Genomic DNA, 17,840 nt, shown 5'->3' with positions numbered 1-17,840 from the left:
TCAGCGCATTGCACCCTGGCTCAAGCTTTGGCGATGCGCTTTTTCCAGTAGCGTATCTGCTTCCTCACTTCCGACGGCGCGGTGCCGCCGAAGCTCGTGCGGCTCTTCACCGAATTCTGCACGGCAAGCACCGAAAACACGTCCGCCGTAATGCCGGGGTGAATGGACTGCAAGTCTTCCAGCGGCAGCCTGTCGAGCCCGATCTTCTTCTCTTCGGCCAGCGCCACGGCGCGGCCGGTGACATGGTGCGCCTCGCGGAACGGCAGGCCGAGCGTGCGCACCAGCCAGTCGGCGAGATCGGTTGCGGTCGAATAGCCTGACCCGGCGGCCTTCTTCATGGCGGCGGCGTTCACCGTCATGTCGCGCACCATGCCGGTCATCGCCGCCAGCATCAGGTCGAGCGTCTCGGCGGCGTCGAACACGGATTCCTTGTCCTCCTGCATGTCCTTGCCATAGGTCAGCGGCATGCCCTTCATGACAGTCAGCAGGCCGACCAGATGCCCGGTAACCCGGCCGGTCTTGCCGCGCACCAGCTCGGCGGCATCGGGGTTCTTCTTCTGCGGCATGATCGAGGAGCCGGTGGAGAAACTATCCGACAGCCTGACGAAACCGAATTGCGGCGTCGACCAGATGATGATCTCTTCAGCCAGCCGCGACAGATGCATCGCGCAGATCGCCGCCAGCCCCAAAAACTCCAGCGCGAAATCGCGGTCCGAAACGCTGTCCAGCGAGTTGCGCATCGGCTCGCGGAAGCCGAGCGCCTTGGCCGTTTGGTGCCTGTCGATCGGAAAGCTGGTGCCGGCAAGGGCGGCAGCACCGAGCGGGCTTTCGTCCATCCGCTCGATGGCGTCGCGGACACGCGACAGGTCGCGCGAAAACATCTCGACATAGGCCATGCAATGGTGGCCGAAGGTCACCGGCTGCGCCGCCTGCATATGGGTGAAGCCAGGCATCACCGTTGCCGCATGCTCCTCAGCCCGTTCCAGGAACGCCGCGATCAGGCCCTTCAGCGCCTCGGCGACGCGAAAGCACTCGTCCTTGACCCAGAGCCTGAGGTCGACCGCCACCTGGTCGTTGCGTGAACGGGCAGTGTGCAGGCGGCCGGCAGCCGCACCGATCAGCTCGGCAAGGCGAGCCTCGACATTCATGTGGATGTCTTCCAGCCTGGTCGAGAACTCGAACTTTCCCGCCTCGATCTCTGCCAGGATCGTGTTCAGTCCGTGAGCGATTTTTTCTTGATCGGCCGCCGAAATAATGCCCGTTTGCGCCAGCATCTCGCTATGGGCGATCGAGCCTCTGATATCCTGCGCATAGAGTTTGCGGTCGAACGAGATCGACGCGTTGATCGCTTCCATAATCGCGGCCGGACCCGAGGCAAAACGTCCGCCCCACATCTGGTTGCTGGCCTTCTTGTCGCTCATCGCTATAACCCGTGCTCCGGAGCAGTTTTAGAAAATGGCAGACGGCAATAAATTCTTCCCGGCCCCGCGCCTCATCCTCGCCGCTTTGGTGGCGGGCGTGCTGGCCGGCGCGGTCGCGGTATATGTCAGCGAGAGCGGTTCTGGCAACAACGCGCCCGCTCAAGTTGCTATTGGCGACAGCAAGGACGACGTCGCCTGCACTGCCAAGGCCGATCGTGCCAAGACGGTCGCGGCTGCTGCTACCGGCCAAGTTGCAGCACTTTTGCCGGCCGATCCGCCGCAATCGCTGAAAAGCCTCGCCTTCAATGATCCTGGCGGCAAGCCGATGACGCTCGCCGACCATGCCGGCAAGACGGTGCTGCTCAATCTATGGGCGACATGGTGCGCGCCCTGCCGCGCCGAAATGCCGGCGCTCGATGCGCTGCAGCAAGAAATGGGCAGCGATGCCTTTGAGGTCGTTGCGGTCAACGTCGATGCCGGTGACGACGCCAAGCCGAAGAAGTTCCTCGAGGAAACCGGCGTCAAGGCGCTCGGCCACTACCGCGATTCGACGATGGCGCTGTTCAACGATCTCAAGACGCGCGGCCTGGCGCTCGGCCTGCCGGTAACCATGCTGATCGACGGCGAAGGCTGTCTGATCGCCCATATGAACGGCCCGGCCGAATGGTCGAGCCCCGACGCCAAGCGGCTGGTCGAGACGGCGCTCGGCAAGTCGGACTAGGCGCCCCTGGGCGCACGGCAATCGCAACCGATTTCGGTCTGCAACGGATTTCGGTCTGGCTACGGTCGACCTCGTCGAAGAACTGGGCGCTGGCCGGTGGTCTATGTGGATCTCGATGGGGGTCGTTCTGCGCGGTGACATCGACAGGCGCGCCAATCTCGTCGCGGCATTTTCCGAAAAACCCGACCGATGCTCGCCTCGCCTGACCTCGGAACCCGACTGAGGCAAGGCGTGGATGCCACGCCAGAGAGCGCTAACAGAGGACGACCGCGAACGCCTGGCGGGGTCACCGCTCACTACCTTTTGTCCAGCAGGACTCGACCAAACCAAGTCGTTCAGAGCGTCAAACGCTTCGGGTCGTAAGCTGCCTTTCACCCGTATCCCGGGCACTCGGGCGAGATAAGATTGGGTTGTCTCATTGCCGAGCCTCATCATAGGCGCGCCGGCAGTTCGCAATGCTGGGCCAATTGTTCCTGATCCATGAAGTGAACCCCTCAAGGGCAGGCAGCATGCCTGCGCCCATTTCGGTCAGCTCATACTCGACGCGCGGTGGCACCTCCGGGAAGTAGTGGCGTACCAAGAGCCCGTCACGCTCCAGATTCCGGAGGGTGAGTGTCAGCATCCGCTGAGTGATCCCGTCGATGCCGTTCTTGAGGGTCGAAAAACGGAGCCGGTGCCCGGGCACCACTGCAAGGTGCGACATGACGAGAATAGTCCATTTGTCACCAAGCCGGGCGAGAACGTCGTTGGGAGCGCACGGTCTGAAACGAGGGCCTTGCTCGGTTTCAACGTAGGGCCGCCCATGTATCAATCTGTCCAACGTATCATCCTTGTGCCTGAGGTTGAAAGATGTGCCGTCTTCCGGGTCATTTTGCGTAGGTATATATGAGTAACCCTTGTTCAAGCACGAGGGTAATTTCATGTCTGATAGCAAACTGCGGATTCTGGTATTTGGTGCAACCGGTCAGCAGGGCGGGTCGGTCGCTTCTGCACTTCTCAAGGCAGGCTGGCAGGTTCGCGCATTCGTTCGAGATCCTGCCTCCTCGAAGTCGGTGGCCCTTCGCGATGCCGGCGTTGAACTCATGCAGGGGGCTTTCGCCGACGTTGAATCGGTCCGGCGGGCGATGAATGGCGTCAACGGCATCTTCAGCGTCCAACCGAGTTCGGGCCAGGGACCTACGCTTGGACTGACTGATGAGGAGGAGGAGCGCTACGGTATCGCCATCGCTGACCTTGCAGTCGAAAGCGGCGTCAAGCACCTTGTCTACACCTCGACCGGAGCAGTCGGAGCTGGGCCGACTGGCATGGGGCACTTCGACAGCAAGGCCCGCATCGAGGACCATATTCGCACCCTGCCGATTACCGCAAGCATCGTTCGACCGGCGGCTTTCATGGAGATGTTGGTGATGCCGGGCTTTGGACTGGACGAGGGTCGCTTCAACTTCTTCGCCAGGCCGGATCAGCAGATGCAACTTTTGGCGGTGGAAGACATCGGCAAGTTCGTCGCTGCGATCTTCGCGGATCCGGTCCGATTTGGTGGCAAGACGCTCGAAATCGCGAGCGATACCGTCACGGGTCGAGATTTGGAAGCCCTGTTCACCGAGGCGGCCGGCCGCCCAATAGCCTATAGTCGTTTTTCCGACGAAGTCCTGACAGCCAATCCCTTCCTCAGGAAATTAACCGAGCTGCTGGACGAGGGACGCCTTGCGGGAAAAGCAGATATTGACGCTTTGCGGGAACTCAATCCCGATCTGCAATCCTTCCGCTCCTGGCTCGCAGGAAGCGGACGCAAGGCTTTCATAGAGGCACTAGGGAAGGCCGGAGCGTGGGACTACGGCCACGCGTGACGATCTGAACGGCGCTTGACCAGTTCGCCGCGCCGCGAACAGCTTAGGCAAACACATGCGCCTTGCCGGAAACAGTCAGTCGGACGATCTCGCCAACGGCAGGCGTGTCCATGCCTGGCTTGCGCAGGATCAACGGGGTGTTGCCGATTGCGGCGGCGTCCGGCGGATCGGGGCTGTTCAAGAGCCGCACCGCGATGGTGCACATCGAGCCGGCGAATTCGGACTCGGTCACCTCGCCGAACAGCATGTCCGGCGTGCCCGACATGCCTTCGCGCGACGTTCGTTTCAACAGCACCTGTTCCGGCCGCAGCATGATGCGGACGATGTCGCGCTGTTCGGTAGTGTCTACGGCGATGCGTCCGAGCGGCGAGCTGGCGAAGCCGCCTGATATCTTTGCCGGCAGGATGATGGCGTCGCCGAGGAATTCGGCGATCATCCTGTCCTTCGGCTTGAGATAGAGTTCGCGCGGCGTGCCGACCTGCGAGAACTTGCCATCGCGCATCACCGCGACCTGGTTGGCGAAGGACAGAGCCTCGGCCTGGTCGTGCGTGACCAGGATCGTGGTGATGCCGGCGGCTTCCAGAAGCTCGGCCACCGCCTTGCGCATCGAGGCGCGCAGGCCTGTGTCGAGCGCCGAGAACGGCTCGTCGAGCAGCATCAGCCGCGGCTTCATGGCCATGGCGCGGGCCAGCGCCACACGCTGCTGCTGGCCGCCGGAGAGCTCGTGCGGCCGCCGTTTCAGGATCGCCTTGTCGAGCCCGACGATATAGGCGAGCTCGACGATGCGCTCGGTGCGCTTGTCCTCGTGGCGTCCCATGCCGAAACCGATATTGGCGGCGATGCTCAGATGCGGGAACAGCGCGCCGTCCTGCGCCACCACGCCGATGCCGCGCCGATATGCCGGCACGGCGGCGCCGCCATTGGCCAGCACCTCGCCGTCGAGCACGATGCGGCCCTGGTCCGGCGGCTCGAAGCCGGCGATCAGCCGCAGCAAGGTTGTTTTGCCGCAGCCGGATGGCCCGACGATCGCGGTGCGGCTGCCACTGGCCACGCTGAGATCGACGCCGGCCAGTGCGGCCACGGGGCCGTAGTGCTTGTGCACATCGGTGAGTTCGAGGAAGCTCATCGTCCGGCCATCCGCTTCGACTGGACATAGAGCAGCCAGGTCAGAGGCAGCGATATCGCCACCATGATGAGGGCGTAAGGTGCCGCCGATGCGTAGTCGATCTCACCGCTGTGGGCCCAGAACGCCATCGCCAGCGTGCGGGTGCCGTTGGGCGCCAGCATCTGCGTGGCGGTCAATTCGTTCATGATGCCGAGCGCCACCAGCGCCATGCCAGCCGCGGCACCCGGCGCCGACAGGCGGATCGTCGTCGACCACAGCGCCTTGAGCGGTGATCGACCGAGGCTGGCGGCGGCGCGTTCGAGTTCGACCGGCGCCTGCGCGATCGACGCCCTGAGGCTGATCAGCGCGCGCGGCAGGAACATCAGCGCATAGGCAATCAGGATCGTGAACAAGGTCTGGTAAAGCGGCAGGGCGATGCGCACGGTGATGGTGACCAGCGCCAGCGCCACGACGACGCCGGGCAGCGAGCCGACGATGTAATTGCAGCCCTCCAGAAGGCGCTGCAGCGGCCCCGGCGCGCGGATCGAAATCCAGGCCATCGGCATGGCGGCGATCGTGGCGAGCAGGGCTCCGGCGAGTGCCAGGAACAGCGTCTGGCCAAGCGCCAGGCCGATCTCGTCGAGGCGCCAGACATCGGCACCGCCGGCCATAAGCCAGCGGCCGATGGTCACGAACGGCACGCCCAGCGCCAGCAGCGCGGTGACGACCGGCAGAGCCAGGCACAGGACCGTGGCGCGACCGAGCCTTGTGCGCTGCTGCTGGCGCGCGGCGCCCGAGCCGACGCGGGCGTAGCGCTCCTCGCCGCGCACCAGCACTTCGATGCCGAGCAGCACGAAGCAGCATGTCACCAGCACCGCAGCCAGCATGTTGGCGGCGGGGCCGTTGAAGGTCGACTGGAACTGGTCGACGATCGCGGTGGTGAAGGTGTCGAAGCGGATGAACACGTAGAGGCCGTATTCAGCCAGGAGATGCAGGCCGACCAGCAGCGAGCCGCCGCAGATGGCAAGCCTGAGCTGTGGCAGCACCACCCGCCTGAACACGCGCCACGGCCCGAGGCCGACGGCCGCCGCGGCATCTTCGAGAGCAGGATCGAGGCGACGCAAAGCTGCCGCCACCGGCAGATAGAGGAACGGGAAATAGGCGACGACAGAAACCAGAACGCCGGCCCACAGGCCATGCAGTCCCGGCACCAGGGTGATCCAGGCATAGGAGTGCACGAAGGCGGGGATGGCGAGCGGCGCCACCGACAACCAGGCCCACAGGCGGGCACCGGGAAGATCACTGCGTTCGGTCAGCCAAGCCAGCGCCACCGACAGCACGATGCAGATCGGCACGGCCAGCGCCACCAAAAGCAGGGTGTTGACCAGGAGTTCGCCGACGCGTGGCCGGAAGACCAGTGCCGATACGGTTTCCCAGCCAGTCTGCACGGCAATCCAGATGATGAAGGCGAGCGGCAGCAGAGAGAAAAATGAGACCAGGATGGCGGCGAGCGAAATCCAGGATATGGGCCGCCGCCGCGTCCATTGCCCAGCCACCGTGCCGGTCGGCAAGCCTGAACGTGCAAGATCGGCCGCAGACTGCATCAGCTCAGGTGCCACGCCGTTGCCGCCCGGTGGCGGAAACGATCGAAGGGCCGCAAAACGCGGCTAAAAACGCAGTCTGTCGTCATGGACGAATGCCATCTCGAAAAACAGAGCGCTCCTGCGGAAAGCGAATTCCCCGCAGGAGCGCAGTCGGTTGCCCTTTTAGGACGAACGCCGACTAAAGCAAGCCGGCTGCCGTCATCAGATCGGTCACCTTCTTGGAGTTCAGCGTCGTCGCATCGACCTTCGGCGCCTGCAGTTCGGCCAGCGGCACCAGCGCCGGATTTGACTCCGCGCCCTTGCCGACCGCGTATTCGAAGGAGTTGCCGGTCTTGAGCACCTCCTGGCCACCCTTGCCGGTCACCCATTTCAGGAAGGCCTGGGCTTCCTTCGGGTGCTTGCTGGAGGCCAGCACGCCACCGCCGGAAACCGAGACGAACGCGCCCGGATCCTGGTTCTTGAAATAGTGGAGGCCGACGTTCTTGCTGTTCTCGCCGGTCTTGGCCTGGTCGCCGTAGTAGTAATAGTGATAGATCACGCCGCCTTCGATCTCGCCGGCATTGACCGCCTTCATCACCGTGCTGTTGCCTTTATAGGCGGTGAAGTTCTCCTTCATCGCCTTCAGCCAGTCGGCCGTTGCGGCCTCACCCTTGAGCTGCAAAAGCGCGCTGACGATCGCCTGGAAATCGGCGCCGGAGGGCGACGCGGCCCAGCGTCCCTTCCAGCTCGGATCGGCGAGATCGAGCAGCGACTTGGGCAACTGCTCGGCTGTCAGCTTGGTCTTGTTGTAGGCAAAGACGGTGCTGCGCGCGGCGATGCCCACCCATTTGCCGCTGGCCGGCTGATACTCTTGCGGAACCTGCGCCTGCGTGTCGGCGTCGACCGGCGCGAACAGGCCGGCGGACTCGACCAGCACCATGGCGGGCGAGTTTTCGGTCAGGAACACGTCGGCCGGCGAGGCAGCGCCTTCGGCGACGATCTGGTTGGAGAAATCGCTGTCGCCGCCGTGGCGGACGGTGACCTTGATGCCGGTTTCCTTAGTGAAGCCTTCCACCCAGGCATCGGTCAGGCTCTCGTGCTGGGCATTGTAGACGACGATGCCGCCGTCCTGGGCCATCGCCGGGCCGGCGATCAGGCTGATTGCAAGTGCTGTGGCACCGGCAAGGGCGGAAAGAGCATATTTCATGGGCGTCATCCCTCTCAATCGTGATGGTCGTTGATTTAGCACGGCTGCACCTATCAATTCCTGATCGGTATAGTCAACATTGATGAGCTGCGTAATCGGGCGGTCGGAGGTGAAACCTTCGTGATATTCCCTAGTTTGGCTTGGACATTATTTCGCCGGCCACGTAACAGATCGGCGCGGAGGCGCGAATATCGGGGAGTGGACTCTTGTGACCGGCAAGGACGAGGCCGAGCTTTCCCGGCTGATGCGGGCCGCGATCGCGGGGGACGAAAGGGCTTACGCCGACTTTCTGCGCCGGACGGCCGCTCTGGTTCGAGGGTTTATCAGACGCAAGATCGTTCAGGGCGGGATCGATCCCGAGGACGTCGTGCAGGAAACATTGCTGGCCATTCATGTGAAACGGCATACCTGGCGCCAGGATCTGGCTGTGCTGCCCTGGGTCTACGCCATAGCGCGCTTCAAGCTGATCGACGCCTTCAGGCGGCGCGGCCGGCGCATCGAGATCGAGATCGACGACATCGCCGAAACCTTCGCCGAGCCAGAGACCGAGACGGTCAGCGAGCGCGACATCAATCGCGCCCTGGACGGGCTGCCGCCGGCGCAGCGTTCCGTGGTCTCGTCGGTGTCGGTCGAAGGCCGTTCCATCGGCGAGACGGCAGCGAAGTTCGGCATCAGCGAGACGGCGGTGCGCGTGTCGCTGCATCGCGGGCTTGCCGCCATCGCCAAACGGTTCGGGGCCAAACAGTTCGGGCGGGCCAAACAGTTCAGGCGGGAATGACATGAGGACCGACGATCTCATCAAGGCGCTCGACGCCGATGCCCGCAGCACCGCGATGCCGCTCGGCTCGGCCTGGTGGCTGGCCGCCGGTGCGGCTACCGTGATCGCGGCGGTGGTTTTCTGGCTGACGATCGGCCCGCGCACCGACATCGCGACCGCCATGCATACGATGCGCTTCCTCGCCAAGTTCGTCTTCACCACGGCTCTGGCCGTCAGCGCCTTCGCCTTGATCCGCGCCCTGTCCACCCCAGGTGCATCGACAAGCAGGGCGGCGGCTTGGATGATTGCGGCACCGCTGCTGGTGGTCGTTGCGGTGGTTCTGGAACTTCTCTCCGTGCCTGCGGCCGACTGGGGCACGCGGCTGGTCGGCCGCAACATGGTTATCTGCCTGGCCTCCATCCCGCTGATCGGCATCGGTCCGCTTGTCGTCTTCATCGCGGTGCTGCGCTATGGCGCGCCGACGCGGCCGGTGCTTGCAGGAACGGTGGCGGGCCTGCTCGCCGGTGGGCTGGCGGCAACCTTCTATGCCGCACATTGCTTTGACGATTCGCCGCTTTTCGTCGCCACCTGGTACACGATCGCGATTGCCATTGTCGCCGGACTCGGCGCGCTCGGCGGGCGGCTTTTCGTGCGCTGGTAGCGCGCACGGTAGGCGCATCGGCCCGAAAATCGGATTTTGGTAAGCACGATGGCTGGATATCTGGATACCGGGATACACGGATCCAGAGCTGGAGCCTGCTTTGCGCGTCCGAGTGGACGCACGCCGCTTCAGCGCGTCGGAACGGGATGCTCGCCGCGATAATCGTAAAAGCCGCGCCCGGTCTTGCGGCCGAGCCAGCCGGCCTCGACATATTTCACCAGCAGCGGGCAGGGGCGGTATTTCGAATCCGACAGGCCGTCATGCAGCACCTGCATGATCGACAGGCAGGTGTCGAGGCCGATGAAATCGGCAAGCTGCAGCGGTCCCATCGGATGGTTGGCGCCGAGCCTCATGGCGGTGTCGATCGCGTCGACCGAGCCGACCCCCTCATATAGCGTATAGATCGCCTCGTTGATCATCGGCAGCAGGATGCGATTGACGATGAAGGCCGGGAAATCCTCCGAGACGGTGATCGTCTTGTCGAGATGGTTCACATAGGCCTTCGCCGCTTCGAAGGTCTGGTCCTCGGTGGCGATGCCGCGCACCAGTTCGACCAGCTTCATCAGTGGAACCGGATTCATGAAATGGATGCCGATAAAACGTTCCGGCCTGTCGGTCTGCGCGGCAAGGCGTGTGATCGAGATCGATGAGGTGTTCGTCGCCAGGATGGCTTCGGGATTGAGCTGCGGGCAGAGCTGGGCATAGATCTTGCGCTTGACCGTCTCGTCCTCGGTCGCTGCTTCGATCACCAGATCGGCACCCGCAAGATCGGCCATGGTGGGCGCTGCCGAGATGCGCGCCATTGCGTCGTTGCGCAGCTTTTCCTCGAGTTTGCCGGAGCCGACCTGGCGGGCCATGTTGCCGCTGATCGTGGCGATGCCCTTTTCGATGCGGTCGGGTGAGATGTCGTAGACCAGCACCTTGTAGCCGGCAAGCGCGGACACATGGGCGATGCCGCCGCCCATCTGGCCCGCACCGATGATGCCGATCGTCTCGATCTTGCTCATTACACCGATCCCGTCAAAAGGCCTTTGCGGCCTGCTTTTTGTGCGGTGCAAACTAAAAGGGCGGGGCGACTTCGTCTACCCCACCCTTCACAATTTAATACGCTTTGGCAGAATGCGTCAAAGCGCCTTTTGCAGTTCCGGCAGAATAACGAAAAGGTCGCCGACGAGGCCGTAGTCGGCAACCTGGAAGATCGGCGCTTCCTCGTCCTTGTTGATGGCGACGATGACCTTCGAATCCTTCATGCCGGCGAGGTGCTGGATGGCGCCGGAGATGCCGACGGCGATGTAAAGATCGGGGGCGACCACCTTGCCGGTCTGGCCGACCTGCCAGTCATTCGGCGCGTAGCCGGCATCGACGGCGGCGCGAGAAGCACCGACGGCGGCGCCGAGCTTGTCGGCGACCGGCAGGATGACTTCCTGGAATTTCTCCGAGGAGCCCAGCGCGCGACCGCCCGAGATGATGATCTTGGCCGAAGTCAGCTCCGGACGGTCTGTCTCGGAAAGCCTGTTCTCGACAAAGCTCGACAGCGCGGGATTGGCTGCTGCCTGAACCGTCTCGACCGGGGCGGAACCACCTTCGGGTGCTGCCTGGAAGGAGGCGGTGCGCACGGTTATGACCTTCTTGGCGTCGCTCGACTGCACCGTCTGGATGGCGTTACCGGCATAGATCGGCCGCTTGAATGTGTCTGATGACACGACTTCGATGATCTCGGATACCTGCGCGACATCGAGCAGGGCTGCCACGCGCGGCGCCACGTTCTTGCCCGACGAGGTTGCCGGCGCGATGATCGTGTCATAGGCGCTGGCTATACCGACGACGAGTGCGGCCAGCGGCTCGGCGAGACGCTCGGTGAGCTCGTCGGCTTCGGCGAGCAGTACCTTGCTCACGCCCTTGAGCTTGGCGGCGGCGTCCGCTGCCGGCTTGGCGCCCTTGCCGGCAACCAGCACATGCACGTCCGAGCCGATCTGCAGTGCCGCCGACAGCGCCTTGGCGGTCTGGTCGGAAAGCGTCGCATTGTCGTGTTCGGCAATCAGAAGAATAGCCATTGATGGTTTCCTGACTTTCGTCTTCGAGGCACCTGAAAATCCGGTCAGGCCGAGTCGAAAACGGTTGGGTTTCGAGAACCGGAGCGGAGCGTACTTCAGTACGTGAGCACCGGAAGCGGAGAAACCGGCCGTTTGCAGGCCGGCCTCATCGGATTTCCTTACAGAACGCCGGCTTCGTTTTTTAGCTTATCGACCAGTTCGGCGACGCTCTTGACCTTGACACCCGCCTTGCGGCCGCTCGGCTCCTCGGTCTTGATGACCTTGAGGCGCGGCTTGACGTCGGCGCCGTAGTCGGCGGGGCTCTTCTCGTCGAGCGGCTTCTTCTTGGCTTTCATGATGTTGGGCAGCGAGGCATAGCGCGGCTGGTTGAGGCGAAGATCCGCGGTGACGATCGCCGGCATCTTCAGCTCCACCGTCTGCAGGCCGCCATCGACCTCGCGCGTCACCTTGGCTTTGTCGCCATCGATAACGACCTTGGAAGCAAAAGTGCCCTGCGCCCAGCCCAGAAGTGCGGCCAGCATCTGACCGGTCTGGTTGGAATCGTCGTCGATCGCTTGCTTGCCGAGAATGACGAGACCGGGCTTTTCCGCCTCGACCACGCCCTTGAGCACCTTGGCAACACCCAGCGGCTCGGTCTGTTCGTCGGTCTTGACCAGGATGGCGTGGTCGGCGCCCATGGCGAGTGCGGTACGCAAGGTTTCCTGCGCCTGCTGCGGGCCGATCGAGACAACGATGATCTCCTCGGCTTTGCCGGCCTCCTTCAGCCGGATCGCCTCTTCGACCGCGATCTCGTCGAACGGGTTCATCGCCATCTTGACGTTGGCGAGTTCCACCGCCGAACCGTCAGCTTTCACACGAACCTTCACATTCGCATCCACAACCCGCTTCACGGGCACAAGGATCTTCATTTGCCTGTCACCTCTTTCACGATAGCAACCTCTTCCAAGATAAATTGAGCGCGCTATAGCAGCGCACGCCCCTTCAGAGTTGTCGAAAGCCGACATTCCGGACGGAATTCTGATCTCCGACCGCCTAGTGTGGGAAAGCTTCCGTAGTTGCGGCGACCCCGCACGTCAATATCCGGGCAGCGCCCAAATCGTCCGCGGCGCACTCAAATCGGTTCAGTCCGGATTGGAGGCGCTTCCCCGTCCCCAGCGCGGCGCCGGCTGCGCAGGCTGCGGGTCGTTTGGCGCCGGGTCTGCGGCAACAGGCACCTCGCCGGCGACCACCAATGCCTCTTCATCGGCGCGGGCAAGTAGTGGTACGGCGCGGTTGCGCAAGATGAGCACCAGCACGGCACCGGCGATGATACCGCCGACATGGCAGGCCCAGGACACTTGATCCTCGCCACCTGCGGCGAACATCACGATCTGGAACAGGATCCACAGGATGAGCGGAATGAAGGCCGGGATGCGCAGCGGGATGCGGGCGAAGGCCAGAACCCATACTTTCACGCGGGGATAGAGGATCAAATAGGCGGCGACCACGCCGGCAATGGCGCCCGAGGCGCCGATCAGCGGAACCTGCGAATCCCACGCAATCAGGCCCTGGAAAAAGGCGCCGGCGATGGCGCACAGCAGGTAGAAGACGAGGAAGCGGACGTGGCCAAGCGCGTCCTCGACATTGTCGCCGAACACCCAGAGGAACAGCATGTTGCCGCCGAGATGGAAAATATCGGCATGCAGGAACGAATAGGTGACGTAGCTCAGGCTCTCTGGGATGACGACAAACTGCGGCGCCAGTTCGACGCTGTCGTGAACGACGGACGGAATGTAGCCGAGTCCCAGCACCGCGGCGTTCGCGAAATTCTCGCCGGCAAGCGCGGTGACAAGGTAGATGAGCGTGTTGAGCGCGATCAGACCGATCGTGACATATTGCAGCCTGATGTGGCGCAGCTTGTTGGTGTCGTAGAGCGGGATAAACATCGGACCCCTCCCGCCTCGGCGGATTCAGCGGTTCTTGCCGGGAACCCATAGCACGTCGGCGTTTCCATTGTCATTGACCGCGCGTGCGGCGACGAACAGAAAGTCCGATACGCGATTGACGTATCTTATCGCCTCGCGGTTGACAGGCTCGCCTGGGTCCTGGGTCAAGGCCACCATGATGCGCTCGGCCCGTCGTGCCACGGTGCGGGCGAGGTGAAGGGCAGCCGCCGCCGGCGTGCCGCCATTGAGCACGAAGGATTTGAGCGGCTGCAGGTCCTTGTTGAGCAGGTCGATGTCTTTTTCGACCCGCTCGGTTTGCGAGGCAATGATGCGCAGCGGTTCGTAGTCGAGCGGCTTGCCGTCGTCCGGCACCGCCAGATCGGCGCCGAGATCGAAAAGATCGTTCTGGATGCGGCCGAGCATCGCGTCGATCACCGGATGTGTGACCGCGGTGTGGATGCGGGCCATGCCGATGCAGGCATTGGCTTCGTCGATCGTGCCATAAGCGTCGATGCGCAGATCGGATTTCAGCCGACGTTCGCCGGTGCCGAGGCCGGTGGTGCCGTCGTCGCCGGTGCGGGTGTAGATCTTGTTGAGCTTGACCACGCTCTGCCTCCCGAATCGCAGGTCGCCTTTATTTGCGGGTGAACCAGACGGCCAGCATGATCAGCACCAATGCCACGAACTGCAGCAGCACGCGCGTCTGCATCAACTTGTTGGAGGTCATGCCGGAGCCGCCGCGCATCATGTTGATGAGGCCGCGGATCAGCACGATCACCACGGCGGCCATGACCAGGACAGCGAGGACGTTGAAGACGGTTGCCATAGTGTGTTTCCAGTCGATTGCGTTCAGGCGCGTTTGGCAAGCAGGCGGTAGAGCATCGCTGCCGGCAGGATGCGTTTGAGGATCACGCCGATCCTGGCCGGCACCGTTACCACATAATGCGGTCGCAGGCGCCGCGACAGAAGCGCATGGCGCAAGGCCGCATGAACGACCTCCGGTCCCGGCTTCAGCCGCGACGTGCTGCCGCCGGCCCGCAGCCGTTCGAGCTGCGCGTCGTAGGCGAGGCGGTGCACGGAATTCTCATGGTCGATATTCCTAAGGAACCACACAAGGCCGTTGCTGGCGATCTTCGATGTTACCGGCCCCGGCTCGATCAGCGAAACATGGATGCCGCTGCCCTCGAGTTCCTGACGCATGCACAGCATCAGCCCTTCGATCGCGTGCTTGGAGGCCGAATAGGCGCCGCGAAAGCGAACCGGCGCCAAGCCGAGGATCGAGGAGCAGTGGACGAGACGACCGCCACCCTGGCGGCGCATAACCGGCACGACACGACGGGTGAGGTCATGCCAGCCGAAGACATTAGCCTCGAATTGCTCCCTGAGTGCTGCGACCGGCAGGTCCTCTACGGCGCCGGGCTGTGCATAGGCGCCGTTGTTGAATAGGGCATCGAGCCGTCCACCCGTGCGCTCCAGCACCGATGCCACCAGCGTCTCGATCGATTCCGCCTCGCGGTAGTCCAGATAGAAGGCTTCGATGCCATCGGCTTCGAGGGCCGCTATATCCGCAGGCTGGCGCGCCGTCGCGAACACCCGCCAGCCTTCCGCCTTCAGCGCCCGGGCGCAATAGGCGCCTATCCCGGAAGAGGCACCGGTTACGATGATGGTGCGCAACTCTTCTCCGGGAGGAGCCGCGGTTTGACCTAGGCTTGCCATTTGCTGCAATCCCTTCCCATATTCGCGGCGTCGAGACAATCGAAGGGAACGCGGTTCTTGTTGCGGAAGATCGTAGCCCTCAAACGCGTGCTCTATGATGCGCTCGGCCATTTCAACGCGGACGATGGCTGGGCAATGGCCAGTCACCTGGCGATCACGGCGCTGATGGCGCTTTTCCCCTTTCTGATTTTCGCCACGACGCTGGCCAGCTTCTTCGGTGCACAGGCTTTTGCCGACACCGCCGTGCATATCGTCTTCGATACCTGGCCCGAGCAGATCGCCAAGCCGATCGCGCGCGAAGTGCTCAATGTGCTTACCGTGCGGCGCACCGACCTGTTGACTTATGGCGTGCTGCTCGCCGCCTTCTTTGCCTCGAACGGCATCGAGGCGCTGCGCACCTCGCTCAACCGCGCCTACCGCGTCTCCGAAACGCGCGGCATCATCTACCGCCGGGTGCAGAGCATCGTCTTCGTGCTGATTGCCACGGCGGGTTTTCTGATGATCAGCGTGCTTCTGGTCTTCGCGCCCTTACTGGCGCGGCTGGCGGAGGCCAATTTCGAATGGATAAAGCCCTATATGGGAACGATCACTCTGTGGCGTTACACCATTGCCTCCGCCGTCATCGTCGGTGGGCTGTTCGCGGTGCATTACTGGCTGCCGGCGGGCAAGCGCCGCTTCGTCTCGATCATACCGGGCATTATCTTCACGCTGATTGCCTGGCTCATTGGGTCGACCATTTTCGCCGCCTATCTCGACCGTTTCTCGTCCTATGTGACGACCTATGCCGGCCTTGCTTCGATCATGGTCGCGGTCGTCTTCCTCTATATGGTGTCGGCGATCTTCATCCTCGGCGGTGAGCTCAATGCCGCGATCAGCCGCTATCTGGAGGCACGCGCCCGAGTGGCCGGCTGAGCGGTTGCCAGCCCGACGCCGAGCGTCGCGATCGCCATGCCGACGATCTGGACCAGGCTCAACTGCTCGCCGAACAATACCCAGGCGATGACCGCGGTAACGGCCGGAACCAGATAGAACAGCGAAGCGACTTTTGACATCTCGCCGTCGCGGATCATCACCATCAACAGGAAGATGGCGCCGATCGACAGCACCAGCACCAGCCACGCCATGGCAAAGATCAGCTCGCCGTTGACGATGACCGTTCGCGTCTCGAAGGCGAGCGAGGCCAAGACCATGACCGAGGCACCGCCGACATATTGCCATTTGGTGGCCGCGACGAGATCGCCGCCGGAGGCGAAGCGCTTCTGCCAGATCGTGCCGGCGCTCATGCCGAGCACCGAGACAAGCGAGGCGGCAAGCGTCTCAGTCGTCACGCCGCCGTCGAGCGTTCCGAGCTTCGGCCAAAGCACGATGACCACGCCGGCAAGTCCGACAGCGAGTCCCGCCCAATGGCGCGGCAGGATGGCCTCGCCGAGAAACCTGCCGGCGAGTACTGCCGTGATCAGCGGCTGCAGCCCGACGATCAGGGCCGAAAGCCCGGCCGGCATGCCCCTGTGAATGGCCCAGAACACGCCGCCGAGATAGACGCCATGCATCAGGATGCCGGCGCCCGTGGCGTGCAGCGCCTCGGCGCGGGTGGCTCTTCTCGAGCCGAGAACGATCATCAGAACGGCCAGCAGGATCGCCGCCAGAACGAAGCGTGCGGCGAGAAAGGTGAAGGGTTCCGCCCATGGCATGGCGTATCGCGCACCGATAAAGCCGGTCGCCCACAGGACGACGAAGGAGGCGGGGATGAACCGCTTGATGCTGTGCATTTTCCGGAGGCTGCCGTGTGGTCGGTGAGGGTTGACTGTCGCGATTGCTGTAAAGTGGTTCAACCTGGCAAGCAAAACCAAACGGTTGATCCATACGTCACGCGAATTGAATGCGTGGCGGATCGGCATGTCGCTTCGTGGGTCAGAGCTCGACCAATTTTCTGACATCGGCCGGTGATGCGCCTGCTTCGCGCAACGCTGCGAGGCCGGTATCCCCGAAACTCTTCGACAGCTTTCGTCCGTCCGGCCCGAGGATAAGACAATGATGGAAGTAGCTTGGTTGCGGCAGGCCGAGGATCTCCTGGAGCAGGCGCTGCACGCCGGTGGCGGAATAGAGGTCCTGGCCGCGCACCACATGGCTGATGCCTTGCAGCGCGTCGTCGACGACGACGGCGAGATGATAGCTGGTCGGGATTTCACGGCGCGCCACGATCACGTCGCCCCAGTCCTGCGGCCGGGCGTCTACCGTATGTGTTGCGGAAAGCCTCTCATCCGAAAATTCCAGCCATGGCAGGTTCTTGCCGACGCGTGCCATCGCAGCGCCGACATCCAGCCGCCAGGCGAAGGGCGCATTCTCCGCAATCCGGCGCCTGCGTTCCCTGGTCGGCAACGCCTTGTCGACGGCGGGATAGAGCGGCACGCCGTCCGGATCGCGCGGCCAGTCGCGCCCGCGCCTTTCGCTGTCGGCAATGAAGGCTCTGATATCACCACGGCTCATGAAGGCCGGGTAGACGAGCTCTTCTTTGATCAGCCGATCGAGCGCCGCCCGATAGTCCGCGAAATGCTCGGACTGACGGCGCACCGGTTCTTCCCAGCCAAGCCCGAGCCATTTCAGATCGCGAAAAATGGCGGCCTCGAATTCCGGCGTGCAGCGCGTCGTGTCGATGTCCTCGATGCGCAGCAACAGGCGCCCGCCCGTTGCCCTCGCCAATTTCTGATTGAGCAGCGCCGAATAGGCGTGGCCGAGATGCAGTTCGCCATTCGGACTCGGCGCGAAGCGGAATGTCAGCAGTGTCATCTCTCAGGTGGCAATCGGATTGTCAGGCGCTTTCGCCAATTGCTACTTTGCGCTGG

At 63.2% G+C, this 17,840-nt stretch carries 19 protein-coding genes; 5 read left to right on the top strand and 14 right to left on the bottom strand.

Features of this window, described 5'->3' with window-relative positions:
- Nucleotides 1–20 precede the first annotated feature (20 nt).
- Nucleotides 21–1,421, bottom strand: coding sequence for an argininosuccinate lyase (gene argH / locus ABID19_RS30285; protein ID WP_354494254.1), 1,401 nt, complete (start codon nt 1,419–1,421; stop codon nt 21–23).
- A 34-nt stretch (nt 1,422–1,455) separates the two neighbouring features.
- On the opposite strand from argH, the gene tlpA reads away from it, so the two are divergent.
- Nucleotides 1,456–2,142, top strand: coding sequence for a thiol:disulfide interchange protein TlpA (gene tlpA / locus ABID19_RS30280; RefSeq protein WP_354494253.1), 687 nt, complete (start codon nt 1,456–1,458; stop codon nt 2,140–2,142).
- 415 nt (nt 2,143–2,557) lie between these two features.
- Here tlpA and ABID19_RS30275 read toward each other — a convergent pair whose 3' ends face one another.
- The gene (locus ABID19_RS30275; RefSeq protein ID WP_354494252.1) at nt 2,558–3,064 is read right to left on the bottom strand and encodes a winged helix-turn-helix transcriptional regulator; all 507 of its coding nucleotides are present in this window, start codon (nt 3,062–3,064) and stop codon (nt 2,558–2,560) included.
- Here ABID19_RS30275 and ABID19_RS30270 point away from each other — a divergent pair.
- Nucleotides 3,039–3,989, top strand: coding sequence for an NmrA/HSCARG family protein (locus ABID19_RS30270; RefSeq protein ID WP_354494251.1), 951 nt, complete (start codon nt 3,039–3,041; stop codon nt 3,987–3,989). The genes ABID19_RS30275 and ABID19_RS30270 overlap by 26 nt on opposite strands.
- 43 nt (nt 3,990–4,032) lie before the next feature.
- Here the strand turns inward: ABID19_RS30270 and ABID19_RS30265 are convergent, their stop codons facing one another.
- The 3 genes from ABID19_RS30265 to ABID19_RS30255 all read right to left on the bottom strand — a co-directional run bounded on the left by ABID19_RS30265 (nt 4,033) and on the right by ABID19_RS30255 (nt 7,884).
- Nucleotides 4,033–5,115: an ABC transporter ATP-binding protein gene (locus tag ABID19_RS30265; RefSeq protein WP_354494250.1), complete on the bottom strand. Its 1,083-nt coding sequence runs from the start codon at nt 5,113–5,115 to the stop codon at nt 4,033–4,035.
- A complete protein-coding gene (locus tag ABID19_RS30260) occupies nt 5,112–6,698 on the bottom strand; it encodes an ABC transporter permease (RefSeq protein WP_354494307.1) in 1,587 nt (528 codons plus the stop codon). The genes ABID19_RS30265 and ABID19_RS30260 overlap by 4 nt, the downstream gene beginning before the upstream one ends.
- A 178-nt stretch (nt 6,699–6,876) precedes the next feature.
- Complete coding sequence (locus ABID19_RS30255) at nt 6,877–7,884, bottom strand: iron ABC transporter substrate-binding protein (RefSeq protein ID WP_354494249.1); 1,008 nt, start codon at nt 7,882–7,884, stop codon at nt 6,877–6,879.
- Between the two features lie 208 nt (nt 7,885–8,092).
- On the opposite strand from ABID19_RS30255, the gene ABID19_RS30250 reads away from it, so the two are divergent.
- Both ABID19_RS30250 and ABID19_RS30245 read left to right on the top strand, forming a co-directional pair.
- Entirely contained in the window at nt 8,093–8,662 is a 570-nt protein-coding gene (locus ABID19_RS30250) for a sigma-70 family RNA polymerase sigma factor (RefSeq protein WP_354494248.1), read from the top strand.
- 1 nt (nt 8,663) lies between these two features.
- Nucleotides 8,664–9,302, top strand: coding sequence for an NrsF family protein (locus ABID19_RS30245; RefSeq protein ID WP_354494247.1), 639 nt, complete (start codon nt 8,664–8,666; stop codon nt 9,300–9,302).
- Nucleotides 9,303–9,430: 128 nt separating this feature from the next.
- Here the strand turns inward: ABID19_RS30245 and ABID19_RS30240 are convergent, their stop codons facing one another.
- The 7 genes from ABID19_RS30240 to ABID19_RS30210 form a co-directional block, all read right to left on the bottom strand.
- Complete coding sequence (locus tag ABID19_RS30240; RefSeq protein WP_095485986.1) at nt 9,431–10,309, bottom strand: 3-hydroxybutyryl-CoA dehydrogenase; 879 nt, start codon at nt 10,307–10,309, stop codon at nt 9,431–9,433.
- 117 nt (nt 10,310–10,426) lie between these two features.
- Nucleotides 10,427–11,356, bottom strand: coding sequence for an electron transfer flavoprotein subunit alpha/FixB family protein (locus tag ABID19_RS30235; protein ID WP_354494246.1), 930 nt, complete (start codon nt 11,354–11,356; stop codon nt 10,427–10,429).
- Nucleotides 11,357–11,514: 158 nt separating this feature from the next.
- Nucleotides 11,515–12,264, bottom strand: a complete 750-nt coding sequence (locus ABID19_RS30230) for an electron transfer flavoprotein subunit beta/FixA family protein (protein ID WP_354494245.1) — start codon at nt 12,262–12,264, stop codon at nt 11,515–11,517.
- A gap of 213 nt (nt 12,265–12,477) precedes the next feature.
- Entirely contained in the window at nt 12,478–13,281 is an 804-nt protein-coding gene (locus ABID19_RS30225; RefSeq protein WP_354494244.1) for a rhomboid family intramembrane serine protease, read from the bottom strand.
- A 24-nt stretch (nt 13,282–13,305) separates the two neighbouring features.
- A complete protein-coding gene (locus tag ABID19_RS30220) occupies nt 13,306–13,887 on the bottom strand; it encodes a cob(I)yrinic acid a,c-diamide adenosyltransferase (RefSeq protein ID WP_354494243.1) in 582 nt (193 codons plus the stop codon).
- Between the two features lie 28 nt (nt 13,888–13,915).
- Nucleotides 13,916–14,107, bottom strand: a complete 192-nt coding sequence (locus ABID19_RS30215; protein ID WP_354494242.1) for a twin transmembrane helix small protein — start codon at nt 14,105–14,107, stop codon at nt 13,916–13,918.
- Between the two features lie 23 nt (nt 14,108–14,130).
- Nucleotides 14,131–14,997, bottom strand: a complete 867-nt coding sequence (locus ABID19_RS30210; RefSeq protein WP_354494241.1) for an SDR family oxidoreductase — start codon at nt 14,995–14,997, stop codon at nt 14,131–14,133.
- A 57-nt stretch (nt 14,998–15,054) separates the two neighbouring features.
- Here ABID19_RS30210 and ABID19_RS30205 point away from each other — a divergent pair, with 57 nt between their 5' ends.
- Entirely contained in the window at nt 15,055–15,909 is an 855-nt protein-coding gene (locus ABID19_RS30205; protein ID WP_354494240.1) for a YihY/virulence factor BrkB family protein, read from the top strand.
- Here ABID19_RS30205 and ABID19_RS30200 read toward each other — a convergent pair.
- Together ABID19_RS30200 and gluQRS are read right to left on the bottom strand one after the other, a co-directional pair.
- On the bottom strand, nt 15,876–16,766 hold the full coding sequence (locus ABID19_RS30200) for a DMT family transporter (RefSeq protein ID WP_354494239.1): 891 nt from the start codon (nt 16,764–16,766) through the stop codon (nt 15,876–15,878). The genes ABID19_RS30205 and ABID19_RS30200 overlap by 34 nt on opposite strands.
- A 142-nt stretch (nt 16,767–16,908) precedes the next feature.
- The gene (gene gluQRS / locus ABID19_RS30195; RefSeq protein WP_354494238.1) at nt 16,909–17,784 is read right to left on the bottom strand and encodes a tRNA glutamyl-Q(34) synthetase GluQRS; all 876 of its coding nucleotides are present in this window, start codon (nt 17,782–17,784) and stop codon (nt 16,909–16,911) included.
- Nucleotides 17,785–17,840 lie beyond the last annotated feature (56 nt).

This window comes from Mesorhizobium robiniae (assembly GCF_040545535.1).
Lineage (GTDB): Bacteria > Pseudomonadota > Alphaproteobacteria > Rhizobiales > Rhizobiaceae > Mesorhizobium > Mesorhizobium robiniae.
The sequence above is the reverse complement of the archived record's forward strand: the minus strand, read 5'-3'. Positions and strand labels throughout refer to the sequence as shown.